This is a genomic window from Pseudomonas sp. B13(2017), assembly GCF_002113245.1.
Lineage (GTDB): Bacteria > Pseudomonadota > Gammaproteobacteria > Pseudomonadales > Pseudomonadaceae > Aquipseudomonas > Aquipseudomonas putida_Z.
Map to the genome: position 1 here is coordinate 80,067 of NZ_NEJX01000008.1, position 13,471 is coordinate 93,537.

Genomic DNA, 13,471 nt, shown 5'->3' on the forward strand with positions numbered 1-13,471 from the left:
CCCCTATTTTCGCAAGGCCTACGACCATGACAGACACCCAGGATAAGAACTACATCATCGCCCTGGACCAGGGCACCACCAGTTCGCGGGCCATCATTTTCGACCGCGACGCCAATGTGGTGGGTACCTCCCAGCGCGAATTCGCCCAGCACTACCCGCAGGCGGGCTGGGTCGAGCACGACCCGATGGAAATCTTCGCCACGCAGAGCGCGACCATGGTCGAGGCCCTGGCCCAGGCGGGCATCAGCCACGCTCAGGTCGCCGCACTGGGTATCACCAACCAGCGTGAAACCACCGTGGTATGGGACAAGGAAACCGGCCGCCCGGTGTACAACGCCATCGTCTGGCAGTGCCGCCGCAGCACCGAGATCTGCGCCCAGCTCAAGCGCGACGGCCATGAAGACTACATTCGCGAAACCACCGGCCTGGTCACCGACCCGTACTTCTCCGGCACCAAGCTGAAGTGGATCCTCGACAATGTCGAGGGCGCCCGTGAACGCGCCGAGCGCGGCGAACTGCTGTTCGGCACCATCGATACCTGGCTGATCTGGAAGTTCTCCGGCGGCAAGGTGCATGTCACCGACTACACCAACGCCTCGCGCACGCTGATGTTCAACATCCACAGCCTGCAGTGGGACGACAAGCTCCTGGAAATCCTCGGCATCCCACGGCAGATGCTGCCCGAGGTACGCCCTTCCTCCGAGGTCTATGGCCACACCAAGAGCGGCATCGCCATTGCCGGTATCGCCGGCGACCAGCAGTCGGCGCTGTTCGGCCAGATGTGCGTGGAGCCGGGCCAGGCCAAGAACACCTATGGCACCGGCTGCTTCCTGCTGATGAACACCGGCGACCAGGCGGTGAAGTCGTCCCATGGCCTGCTCACCACCATCGCCTGCGGCCCGCGAGGCGAAGTGGCCTATGCGCTGGAGGGCGCGGTGTTCAATGGTGGTTCCACCGTGCAGTGGCTGCGTGACGAATTGAAGATCGTCAACGACGCACTGGATACCGAATACTTTGCCAGCAAGGTCAAGGACAGCAACGGCGTATACCTGGTGCCTGCCTTCACCGGCCTGGGTGCCCCGTACTGGGACCCATATGCCCGTGGTGCACTGTTCGGCCTGACCCGTGGCGTGAAGGTAGACCACATCATCCGCGCCGCTCTGGAATCGATCGCCTACCAGACCCGCGACGTGCTCGACGCCATGCAGCAGGACTGCGGCCAGCGCCTGTCCGAGTTGCGCGTGGACGGCGGTGCGGTGGCCAACAACTTCCTCATGCAGTTCCAGGCCGACATCCTCGGCACCTGCGTGGAGCGGCCGAAGATGCGCGAAACCACCGCGCTGGGTGCGGCCTACCTGGCAGGCCTGGCCTGTGGCTTCTGGAGCGGCCTGGACGAACTGCGCGACAAGGCGATCATCGAGCGCGAGTTCAGCCCGCAGCTGGATGAAACGCAGAAAGAGAAGCTGTATGCCGGATGGAAGAAGGCAGTCGACCGTACCCGTGACTGGGAAGATCACGAGGCCTGATCCCTGGCGCGATAGCTTGCCCAAATCCTGTGGGTTTAGTTTGCCGGCTTGATTGGGGCTGCTTTGCAGCCCTTCGCGGGCTTGCCCGCTCCCACAGGAATCGAGCATTTTCTGAGCCTCGCGCTAAACCTGTGGGAGCGGGCAAGCCCGCGAAGGGCCGCAAAGCGGCCCCAATTTGCTTAACTGACCGGTATTGGGGGACGACGGGGTGCCGCAGCAGGGGACCGCGTGAAACAGCAGGCCCGATAGTCTACTGGTCGTAGTCCGCGTCCTACGGCATCATTGCAGCATTTGTCCGGCAGCCCCAAAGGACCGCCCATGAATCTGCCCCCTCGCCAACAACAAATCCTCGAACTGGTGCGCGAACGCGGTTACGTCAGTATCGAAGAAATGGCGCAGCTGTTCGTCGTCACACCGCAAACCATCCGCCGTGATATCAACCAGCTGGCCGAGCTCAATCTGCTACGCCGCTACCACGGGGGCGCGGCCTACGACTCGAGCATCGAGAACACCGCCTACGCCATGCGCGCCGACCAGATGCGTGACGAAAAGCAACGCATCGCCGAAGCCGTTGCCCGACAGATTCCCGACCATGCCTCGCTGTTCATCAATATCGGCACCACCACCGAATCCATCGCCCGGGCGCTGCTCAACCACAACCACCTGAAAGTCATCACCAACAACCTGCACGTGGCCGCGATCCTTGCCGCCAAGGACGATTTCGAAGTGCTGGTGGCAGGTGGCACGGTGCGCCGTGATGGCGGTGTTGTCGGCCAGGCCAGTGTCGACTTCATCAACCAGTTCAAGGTCGACTTCGCCCTGGTGGGCATCAGCGGCATCGACGAAGACGGCAGCCTGCTCGATTTCGACTATCAGGAAGTGCGGGTGTCCCAGGCGATAATTGCCAATGCCCGTCAAGTGGTCCTTGCCGCCGACTCCAGCAAGTTCGGGCGCAACGCCATGGTGCGCATGGGCTCGATCAGCCTGGTCGACTGTCTGGTGACCGACCAGGCGCCAACCCCCGCCCTCACCCAGCTGCTGAACCAGTACAAGATCCGGCTTGAGGTGGTTTGAGGGCTGACAGGCGCATGCCGCAAGGCTTGTCGCGCCTGTGAGATCGAGCGCCGCCCGCGCCGCGCTCGATCTCATAGACGCCACACCTTTCAAACCGATCATCCAAAATTTTCGTAAATGTTCATTTCATTGTCATCTGATCAGTTTTTTCTATAAAGACTGACTGGCGACCAGCTTTCTGTTGCGCTAGTATTTTCGAAAACGAACATCAATGTTCATATTCGATGTGAACAGCCCCAGGAGGCCTTGCCCGTGTCCCAGCCCGTTTCGTCCCAGCCCCCAGTCGCCGACTGCTATGACCTCGCCGTGATCGGCGGCGGCATCAATGGCGTGGGCATTGCTGCCGACGCCGCCGGGCGTGGCCTCAAGGTATTCCTCTGCGAAAAGGACGACCTGGCCCAGCACACCTCGTCGGCCAGCAGCAAACTGATCCACGGCGGCCTGCGCTACCTGGAGCACTACGAGTTCCGCCTGGTGCGTGAAGCCCTGGCCGAGCGCGAAGTGCTGCTGGCCAAAGCCCCGCACATCGTCAAGCCGATGCGCTTCGTGCTGCCGCACCGCCCGCACTTGCGCCCGGCCTGGATGATTCGCGCCGGCCTGTTCCTCTACGATCACCTGGGCAAGCGCAAGCGCCTGGGTGCTTCGCGCAGCCTGCGCTTCGGCCCGGGCTACCCGCTCAAGCCTGCAATCAGCCGTGGCTTCGAATATGCCGACTGCGCGGTGGACGATGCCCGCCTGGTAGTGCTGAATGCGATGGCCGCACGGGAAAAAGGTGCCCATATCCATACCCGCACTCGCTGCCTGCGCGCGGAGCGTGTGGATGGCCTGTGGCAAGTGGAGTTGCAGCACGCTGACGGCCGCCTGCAGACCATTCGCGCCCGCGCCCTGGTCAACGCTGCCGGCCCGTGGGTTGCCAGCTTCATCAAGGATGACCTCAAGCTCGATGCCCCTTACGGCATCCGCCTGATCCAGGGCAGCCATATCATCGTGCCGCGCATGTACGAAGGCGAACACGCCTACATCCTGCAGAACGAGGACCAGCGCATCGTCTTCTGCATCCCGTACCTGGAGCGCTTCACGCTGATCGGCACCACCGATCGCGAATACAGCGGCGACCCCGCCAAAGTCGCGATCACCGAGCAGGAAACCGATTATCTGCTCAAGGTGGTCAACGCCCATTTCAACCACCAGATCAGCCGCAGCGACATCGTGCACACCTATTCCGGCGTGCGCCCACTGTGCAACGACGAATCGGACAATCCGTCCGCGGTCACCCGCGACTACACCCTGGCGCTGTCCGCCAGTGAAGGGCAAGCGCCGTTGCTCTCGGTTTTCGGTGGCAAGCTGACCACCTACCGCAAACTGGCCGAGTCGGCCATGGCCGAGCTCAAGCCACACTTCCCACAGATGCGCGGCAGCTGGACCGCTGGCGCGCCGCTACCAGGTGGTGAGCAGATGACCACGGTGCAGGCTCTGGTCGATGCGGTGCTGGCGCGTTGTGGCTGGTTACCGGTCGATATCGCCAGGCGCTGGGTGCTGACCTATGGCAGCCGCGTATGGCAGTTGCTGGATGGCGTGCAAGGGCCGGAAGACCTGGGCCAGGCCATTGGCGGTGGGTTGTTCGGCCGGGAGGTGGACTACCTTGCACACAACGAATGGGCATGCAGCGCTGAAGACATTCTCTGGCGTCGCACCAAGCTGGGCCTGTTCACCAGCACCGGCGAGCAACAGGCGCTAGCAGACTATCTGCAACGAGAGCAGCAGGCGCGCACCCAAGCGGCGTGACCGTGGCCTGCCCGCACCCACGGAACGGCGAGCAAGCCATCCGTGAGTGCGCACCGGGTGCGTAACCGCTGCAGTCACAGGTTCAACCGGTCATAAGCTTCCCTGGCCAACGTGCTTATCAAGTCACGTTCGGCAACCTGATAATCACTCATGACCGTCCTGCCGCGTTGTACGTGGGTCCATTCATCGATGCGCTGCGCGGCCAGGTCCGCCTCGATCTGTTCCAAACGCAGGTCGAAGCGCTGCCGCACCTCGTCGAAGCGACCCGGGTAACGCTGGCGCACATGCACCTCCCAGAACGGGCGCTGGGCGAGCGAGACGATCAGCTCCTCTCGGTTTTCCATTTCCAGCACACTATTCTGAACGCTGCGCAGGTCCTGCTCGGTGACTCTCGCGAATTCTTCGAAGTGCATCGTGTCCGGCACGATTGGCAGGTCAAGCGGCTGCCGCAGGCGCAGCCTGAAAAAAAGCCTCGTTTCGATATCGTCCACGATCGACGCATCCACTCTGCGCAACTGCCTGATGTGCGCAGCGGCGAACCGGTCGACGGCATCCAGGCGAGCCAGTTGCCGCCCCAGACGAACCAGCCCTCCTTCCAGTTCCGCTGGTGGAACACGGCTGCTCACCCGCTCCGCCAGCAAGCTCAACTCCAGTTGCTCCAGAATCAACAGCATCTGGTCTTCGCAGGTGCGGGGGGACGAGGCCTCGGCAAACACCCGCAACCGCAGCTGTTCATGTTGCTCGCATGCCTGAAGGATGCGCCAGATGCGTTTACGGAAATAACCGGGATGTTCATGAAAATCGTCGCTGTCGAGGAAGTCCGCAAGGAACTGGAACAGCCCTTGCGCATCGGGCTCCTGATGTAACGACTCCCACAATGCGGCCCTGGGCGCTTTCAATGCACCGTCTTTGCCGACCCAGGCATCGCGGACAGCCTGGTCAACAGCACGATGGCGGAACGAGCCACCACCCCTGCTGCCGGCGCGGTCAACACCGGCAGCCCGATCAAGCGCGGCCTCGCCCTGGGCATCGAGCGGGTTGTCATGCAGGCTGAACGACTGCAATCGCTCGCCCAAGCCGTTCAGTTCCTGGCGCAACTGGCGAATACGGTTTTGCCTCAAGTCCACATGCCCACGCAGGATCACGTCCGCGGGCGTCGTCTCCAGGTCTGCGTCGCGCAGCCGAACATCAGTAAGTTGGTGCAAGCCGGTCAGCACAGGCGCGCGCCCCAACGGGTTGTGGCTCAGGTCCAGCATCGTCAGCCGCCCCAGGCTGGCCAGGCGCCGTTCACTGGCGACATTCATCACGATACGGTTGCCGGAAAGGTTCAAACGCAGCAGACGCGACAGTCGCTCGAGCCCGACAGGCACTTGCTCGAGACGATTGCCAGCGAGGTCCAACTCGATCAGGTTGCCGAAACGTGACAGGAAGTCTGCACCGACTTCGCTCAGGTTCATGTTGCGCAGCACCAGCCTGCTGACGTGTCCGAAATCCAGCCCAGCGGGCAACACCGGCAGGGAGCCAAGCCGCTCTCCGTCGATTGTCAGAACATATTCGCCGGCGTGATTGGTTATTTTCCGCCGCCAGCTTCGCCGTACCTGCCGGGCCACCCTGCGTCGCCTGGCATACTCAATTACCCCTGGAGCCTCGGCGCACCAGGCATGCAACGCCTCCCGCAACCGGGAAAGCTGCTGCTGGAGCTGGCTGAAGTGCTCCCATAGCCCTGTCGAATGTTGCATGAGCCCCGCCAGGTAAGCGTCCATCTGCTCATCGGTCAACGTCGGGAAAACCTGGTGAATACCGCTTCTGATTGCCTGCCGGCTGCTTTCGGCACGGCCACTGAGAGGGTACCCGATACGCCCGTCGGCAAATCTGTGCACCGGGCGCAGCCCCTGCCCGACCGGCGCCAAGCCGATCAGCCGCGCGGCCCGTTCACGGTCGGCAGCGGCCAGGGTAGCCAGGGAATCACGCAGGCCCTGCTCCCCTTCGATACCGCCGAGCAACCCTTTCTGATCGTCCTCGAGCAGGCGCAGCAGCACTTGTGAAAGCTCCAGATTCTGGCTGGCAGCGTCAGCAAGATGGTATCCCTGCTCGCCTCTGACGATGCAACGCACGTCAGCAGCTTGCTCGGCACCGAAAGCCATCAAGAGCCGGCCATTTAGCTGCGCCTCACGCAGCTCCACGCGAACCGATTCCGGCCACGGGGCGGCTTCCGATACGAGCCCCAACGCCAAGGCCTCGCTGTCTGCATTGGCCGCGCGCAGCAGGCGCACGCCGGCGCAGGCCCGATCGAGACGACTGTCATGCAGTAGCCAGCGCGCACGTTCCGCCAGCGCCAGCGGTACTCGCTGACCTTGGGCCAGGTTATCAAGTTGCACACCAGAAGCCTGGCCAACCAACTCGTCCAACGCGTGCGCAGACAACGTGGGGAAGTCACGCACAAGCACGGCAGCTGCCTCGGCACTGGGCTTGGGTTGGCGCTCGGTGAAGACGCGATCAAGCGCTGCCCCCCGTAACAATGGCATCTGCTCATGCAATTGATGGAACTCGAAGGCGTCCAGCAAACGGCCCGGAGCCGGAGCATTCTCTACACGCAGCCGGCGAAGCTGCTCCAGCTTCAGGCCGGTGATCTGCAACAGCTGGTGCGCCGTGTCATCAGGCACTTCTGCCAGGCTCGCCGCCAGGCGCCGCATCAGGCGAGCAGCGCCCTGCCAACGCTGAGGCTGCTCGAGCGCATGATGCCAACCACCGCCGTTGTCCTCCACCCACGGCGCAAATGCCTCGGCGCGGTCCGGGTGACGAATACGCGGTATCCCGTCCTGCGGATCGTCCCAGACCTGAAAGGCCGATTCTTCACTGCGCAGCAGACGGTAATCGGAAGCGCCCCCAGCGTCGGCCAATTTCGCCTCGGCAGCATCCACGCCATATCCTTCGAGACTTGGCGAACACAGCCTTACCTTGCCCAGGCCATCAGATAACGGTACGAGGCCATCGACGAAGGCGACTCGCTTCAAGCCTTGGATCACTGCCGCACCGCCCTTGGCAAGGAGCAGACCGGTGGCGACGTTTTCCGCCACACCAAAAAGGTGGTCCAGCGCACCCTCGCGATCCCCGATACGCCAGTCCTGGTAGCCCTCATAGACTTCAGAAGCCACCTGCACCGCAGCCACCGCCAGCAATGCCTCCCCAAGCACCGGCACGAACAGGCCCGCCAGGTTGAGCAGGTCCAACCCCAGTGATGCATAGGCATTGAACCGCTCGTTGCGCGCCTGCTGGTCTTCGTCGCCCGTGGGCACGGCGAGCAGGCGGGCATCGTCGTAGATCTTGCCTATCTGCAAGCGTCGCAGGTGGACGTACAGCGGTTCACTGACAGCCAGGTGGCGACCGTCGAGTTCGATAGCCGAACCCGCTCTCTTCGCCAGGCGCTCGGTCAACAGGGTAAAGAAACGGCCTCGGTCCCGCTCACTGACAAACCGAGCGAAGAATGCACGGTAGCCCGGGCTCTGCAAACGAACGGCCAGTGCGGCGTAAAGGGCTTGCCAGGTTGCAAACCGAGCGACAGGGGTGATCGGATCGCCGGGAATCCAGGCAATGACCCCCTCGATACCATCGCCGCCTGCCTGTGCCACCTCAAGGGCCACTACACCGCGGATGCATTTCCCCAGCAGATAGAGCTGCCGCGCCGTGGTCACCTGGGGCAATGCCGGCACCACCGGGGTTTCAGCCAACAAGGGCAACAGTTGCAGATAGCTGCGTTCGTCCAGCGCGCCCTTGAACAAAGCCATGTACACAGCGACCTGAAAATGCGCGCGCTGATTGTCTTCGAACAGTTTGTGTACCTCGCGCTCGGCCTGACCTGGCGCGGCGCCTTGTGGATCACTCGGCTTCAGGTAGGTATCGAGCTTGGCCTGATATCTTCCACCCACATCCAGTTGCCGGCACAGCTTCGCGAACGCCTCGAAGTTCAATGGCAGCCTGCTGCCATTCCCGTCCAGGAAATAGGCTTTTCGCAGGGAGTCAGCCTTTGTCTCGTTGACGTGATAGTTGTGCAGCGCGGCGGTCAACAAATTGCGTGTAGACCAACTGACAGGGTATGCCTTGCGTATCCCCGGCTGCACGGATGGCTGGAACTTCGATTCCTGCTGGAACACCTGCCAACGCCACGCCTGCTCATTGCTGACCCCGGCTTGCTGCAGGCCAGCGGTAAGCAGTTGCCGGGCAAACGCTTCCAGCGATGGAATCTTGTGTAGCACCTCGCCCAGGTTACGGGTGGTCTGTTCCTGTTTGCGCAAGGCCTTCAGGAAAGTGCTCCGTCGGTCGGCTGGGGCATGCGTGAGCCAATCGGGCAACTGGCGGGCAATCAGCGTATCGATCGAGTCAGGGGGGAATTCAACGGATGTCATGTGGTGTCTCCAGCGGCAATGGGCGGCCACCTCAACACCTGCGCACCGGGTATGGGCACTAGATAATGCTCATGGTTCGAACCTTGATTTCCCGGCTGGCCGTCAACGCCCCTGGCGGCACCACAGGCAGCTCAGCGCAGCACTATCTACCGCCAAGCCAGGTTCCCAGCGTGATGCTCTGGTGGCTTTTTCAGCCCTGGAGATCACCACGTGCCGCCCATCGAAAGTATCCCGTCCGACTCCATCGACCATCTGATCGCGCAGCAGCTTCCTGACTGGTTGACCCGCGCGGACACACAGCACCGTGAAGCCTTTCGCGAGGCCTTGAGCGAACAGCAGCAGGCAGCCGACAGCCTCAAGCATCTGCTTGCCTCGATACCGGATATTGAACAGTTCGCCGTCCCTCTGCTCGAAGGCGCCTTGCTTGCAGAAGGGCTTGGCGAGATCGACCCTCGGTCTGCATACGTGGTCATCAGCGAAGCGTTTCAGTTGCCCTCTGCTGCAGAAAAACTCTACCAACCCACCATCACCTACACCACACGACAGAGCCTGCTAGCCGCCGCGCTACACAACTTCGAAGCACACGAAACCCAGCCTTGGTGGCAGCGCAAGGCGTATCTGGTAGACGAAAAGGGCAGGCGCCTGGCGATGACGTTCGAGCGCTTTGCCAGCCTGTGCCGCACGCTGGACATCGGCGGACGATACCAAGCCCTTCTGAACCGCATCCTCAAACCCAGAGCAGGCCGAGGCCAACCAGCGGATCAGGCGCGAATCAAGGTGGAACAGCAGTTTCAGCTCGGTATTCGTTCGCGCATGCGAGCCGCGCTTCATGAAGGCAGGCTCAAGGGCCAACTGGATGAGCAGGATCTGCTGCGGTTGCTTCCCGTGCTTGCGACCCCTGCCCAGCCGGTGCATGGCAAAGGCAGCCTGATCCCGCGCCAACTGTATCTGCTGGGCAAGTGCATGGTCGGCATCATCGCGCTCGAATGGCGACCGCTGCCAGATTCCGCCCTCGATGAGATTATCGTCTGGATCCCTGATGACCCTGACCGAAGCCTGCGTTTCTACGACTCGTGGCGCGAGCTCTACGACGACCTTGCCAGGCGCCTCGAACACCGGTCGTTCCAGACCTTTCTGCGGCGTTTCGTCAAGGCGCAGGACAGGAGCGAGTTCGACCAGGCGCTCTCGCGGGCCCTGGCTGCATCGCCAAAGGAGCACACCCCGGAACTAGACGGGCGCAACCTTGCCGTGAGCGGTGATGTGTTCGCCCACGTGCAGGCGTTGCTGATCACCAGGATCTTCGACGATGCCGCCTACCTGGCCGTAGCGACCGATCAGGAAGACCGTCTAAGCAGGCACAAGCGCTTGCAGGCCATGCTCGGCGCAGGGCTGGACCTGCTGGGGCTGGTTGCATTCGTCGTACCCGTCGTAGGCGACCTGATGCTGGTGCTGAGCGCTGCGCAAATGTTGGACGAGGTCTACGAAGGCTATCAGGACTGGCAACTGGGTGATCGCCAAGGGGCTCTGGATCACCTGTTCACCGTGGCCCAGGGCCTGGTTTTAGCCGGCGCCAGCGCAGGCGCGATAAAGGCAATACGGCGTGTACCTTTTGTCGACGGGTTGGCCCCAAGGCCGCTACCTGAAGGCAAAATCAAACTGGCTCGCTCTCCTCACTACTTCCCATCCGAGGAAAACGCGTCGGTACTGCTGCAGGGGTTGCAAGGCAACCACCTGGGTGAACTTCAGGAGTCGAGCGCCAGCATGCTGCTGGATGTCACCGGTTTTTCCACGGAGCAATTACGCCAACTGTGCCAGGAACACGCCTCACCGCCAGCGCGGCTGCTCGACATCCACGAACGTATCGCATTGCATACCGACCACCCGGGGCTACGCGGCTTGGCCTTCGAAGAGCAATTGCTCGCCCGTCGCCAGGCCGTTTCCGATGAGCAGAAAACACTGATGAATGCCTTCAGGTACCTCTCACCGAGGGGGGCCCAGGAAGTCATCGAGCACAGCAGCTCCTCACAGCTGGAAAAACTTCAGGCAACCGGGCGTGTGCCGTTGGGCATGGCGGAACGTGCCCGCTGGTATGAGCGGGACAGCCGTATCGACCGGGCTTGCCTTGGCATGCGCCTGGCGGCGCTGGGTACAGCCGACAGCGAAAAACTGGCGATGGGGCTGATCGAGCGCCAAGCACCCTGGCCGGCCGCATTGCGTGTGGAACTGCGTGAGGGTCACCGGAAAGGTCGCCTGTTGTATGCAAGCCCAGATACGCAGAACAGCCAGGTGTCGATCATCGTGCGACAACCAGACGGCTACAGGCTGGCCAATGACGCGAATCACCTGGCCAGCGGTACCTTGCTCGAAACGGTACTGCGCACCTTTGACGAGCAGCAGAAAACCAAGCTTGGAAACCGCAATTTGCAGGCCAGGCAGCTCCGTCAGCAACTCCTTGTGGCCGCGGTGCAGGATCGGCAACGCACGGCGGAAATCCTTGGGCTACCCCGGATCGGTGCCAATCTGCGGCCGCCCAGGCGCTTTGCCGATGGAAGACTTGGATACCCACTCAGCGGTGGCGGCGAAAGCAGCAGGCAGGCCATTCGCCAAGGCATCCATCAGATCTTCCCGACACTGAGCGAACTGCAACTGGACGCCTACCTGAACGCCGTGCGTCAGCGAGGCGAAAACCTGTGGAGCCATTATCAGATGCTGCAACGCCAGCTTGGCGAACTACGCGAGACGCTACGGGCCTGGCAGGCCGACTGGCAGTCGCCGGTCGACGCCATCCGCCGCCGCCGTATCGTCGATGCCCTCCGCCGCAGCTGGCGGCGCAAGCTGGTGGATGGCAACGACCAGTACGAGTTGTTCATAGACGGTGAGTCCGTACCGACACTGCCAGCGTTGCCAGCAGGCATCGAATACGGGCATGTGCGCCGGCTGACATTGCGCGACATGCATCTGGAACACATCGATGCCCAATTCCTAAGGCGTTTTCCCAACATCGTCGATCTGGACCTCAGCGGCAACCGGCTGACCCAGGTGCCCGAGGGTATCGAAAGCCTTACCCAGCTCCGACGCGTGAACCTTGGCAACAACCGGATCACCCTGGACCAGACGGCAAGCAACCGCCTGGCCCAACTGCAGCGCCTCGATACGCTGATACTGAGCTACAACCCGCTCAATGGTTTGCCTGACCTGTCGGCGTTGCCGCATGTGCGTGACCTGCAGCTGCGCGCCACGGGCCAGGCAGACATCAGCCAGATTCACCAGTTGATAACGATGCGCGCCCATGTCGATCTGCGCGACAACAGGATCAGCGAGCTACAGCGGGAAATGCGCGGGCTGCGCCTGCGTCTGCAGCGTCTCAACCTGCACGACAACCCCTTGAGCGAAAGCAGTATCGAGTACCTCGACGAAGCGCGCGGCGTCACCGATGCCGGTGGCAGGGGCAGCGCCAGCTACACACATGGGGTGATCGACGAGGACACCCGCGCCAATTGGATAGCGTCCAGGAACGAGCTGCTCCGCGCTCAACGCGAGGCAGCCTGGGACCGCCTGATAGAGGAGCCTGGTTCGGCAGGCATGTTCCGGTTCCTGGCCGACTTCGCCCAAAGCGAGGACTTCCAGGACAATCCTCGCCATTATCGTCGGCGCGCCTGGCATATCCTGGAAGCCTGCGAAAACAACGAAGCGCTGCGTGAACAGTTGTTTCGCGAGGCCGATGGACCACGCAGCTGCGATGACCGCCTGCTGCTGATGCTCAACCAGATGGAAGTCGGCGTCATGGCTTATCAGGGCGTCGAAGGCGTACCTGCTGCAATGAGAGAAACAAGCTTGCTGCACCTGGGGGAGCAGTTGCATCGCCTCGACCTGCTGGATGCCATTGCCAATCGCCATGTCCAGCGCTTGCGCCAGGCAGGGCGCAGGACGGATGAAATCGAAGTCCGCCTGTTCTATCGCTTGCGCCTTGCAGACGCCCTCGACCTGCCAGTACCGCCCGATGAAATGCATTTCGCTTCGTACGCGCATGTGACGTCCGCAGACCTGAACGATGCGCAACTGGAAGTGCTGGGCACCTACGAATCGTTACCCATGCTGGATGCGCTCGCCGCCCGCCCCTATTGGCAAACCTACCTGCGTGAAGCCTATGCGGAGCGTTTCGAGGCGATGGCCGGGCCTTACCACGATCGGATGGAAGCGCTCGAAGCGCAGGCCACGGCGGGCCAGGAAGGCGACTACGAAGAACGCGCCAGATCACTGATGCACGAACTGGCGGCAGAAGAATCAACCTTGATTCGCCGTTTGACGGCCGAGGCGTGGGCACGTGCCAGGTTGGCTGACGTGGACCGCCCGCTTCAGCGCTGATCCTCGAACGCTGCCCGGTCAGGCTGCCTGGACCGTGGCCTGACCGGGTTGGTAGCGGCAGCGTGTGACGAGATATGCGTTCGGATTTCCGAATGACCGAAAACAATTCGTTCGGAAATGCGCACGAAACTCACCGTCATACAATGGTCAAAAAAGATTGATTCCCAGCAAATTCGCGGCGTTATCATCGAACACAGGGCTTGGCACGACTCATGCTCTACACTTGGTAGCCGAATGCAATCGTTTATTTCTGTATTCGTTGAACGAAGAGTCCGCCAACGGCTCCATAAAAAAAACAAACACGTCGAGGAAAATTTG

At 62.0% G+C, this 13,471-nt stretch carries 5 protein-coding genes; 4 read left to right on the top strand and 1 reads right to left on the bottom strand.

The annotated features are described in order from the left end of the window. The first annotated feature begins 26 nt into the window (after positions 1 to 26). From glpK to glpD, 3 genes are all read left to right on the top strand, one after another. Positions 27 to 1,526, top strand: a complete 1,500-nt coding sequence (gene glpK, locus CAG44_RS12920; RefSeq protein ID WP_015271569.1) for a glycerol kinase GlpK — start codon at positions 27 to 29, stop codon at positions 1,524 to 1,526. Positions 1,527 to 1,844: 318 nt separating this feature from the next. Next, the gene (glpR, locus tag CAG44_RS12925) at positions 1,845 to 2,600 is read left to right on the top strand and encodes a DNA-binding transcriptional repressor GlpR (RefSeq protein ID WP_025340394.1); all 756 of its coding nucleotides are present in this window, start codon (positions 1,845 to 1,847) and stop codon (positions 2,598 to 2,600) included. A gap of 252 nt (positions 2,601 to 2,852) precedes the next feature. Next, positions 2,853 to 4,385, top strand: a complete 1,533-nt coding sequence (gene glpD, locus CAG44_RS12930; RefSeq protein ID WP_025340395.1) for a glycerol-3-phosphate dehydrogenase — start codon at positions 2,853 to 2,855, stop codon at positions 4,383 to 4,385. A gap of 74 nt (positions 4,386 to 4,459) precedes the next feature. Here glpD and CAG44_RS12935 read toward each other — a convergent pair whose 3' ends face one another. Then, on the bottom strand, positions 4,460 to 8,788 hold the full coding sequence (locus CAG44_RS12935; protein WP_085692273.1) for an NEL-type E3 ubiquitin ligase domain-containing protein: 4,329 nt from the start codon (positions 8,786 to 8,788) through the stop codon (positions 4,460 to 4,462). A gap of 210 nt (positions 8,789 to 8,998) precedes the next feature. Here CAG44_RS12935 and CAG44_RS12940 point away from each other — a divergent pair, with 210 nt between their 5' ends. Next, positions 8,999 to 13,153, top strand: coding sequence for an NEL-type E3 ubiquitin ligase domain-containing protein (locus CAG44_RS12940; RefSeq protein WP_085692274.1), 4,155 nt, complete (start codon positions 8,999 to 9,001; stop codon positions 13,151 to 13,153). Positions 13,154 to 13,471: the final 318 nt, after the last annotated feature.

Coding starts and splice junctions, on each gene's coding strand:
- glpK (WP_015271569.1), top strand. CDS start 27: ATGACAGACACCCAGGATAAGAACTACATCATCGCCCTGGACCAGGGC.
- CAG44_RS12935 (WP_085692273.1), bottom strand. CDS start 8,788: ATGACATCCGTTGAATTCCCCCCTGACTCGATCGATACGCTGATTGCC.
- glpR (WP_025340394.1), top strand. CDS start 1,845: ATGAATCTGCCCCCTCGCCAACAACAAATCCTCGAACTGGTGCGCGAA.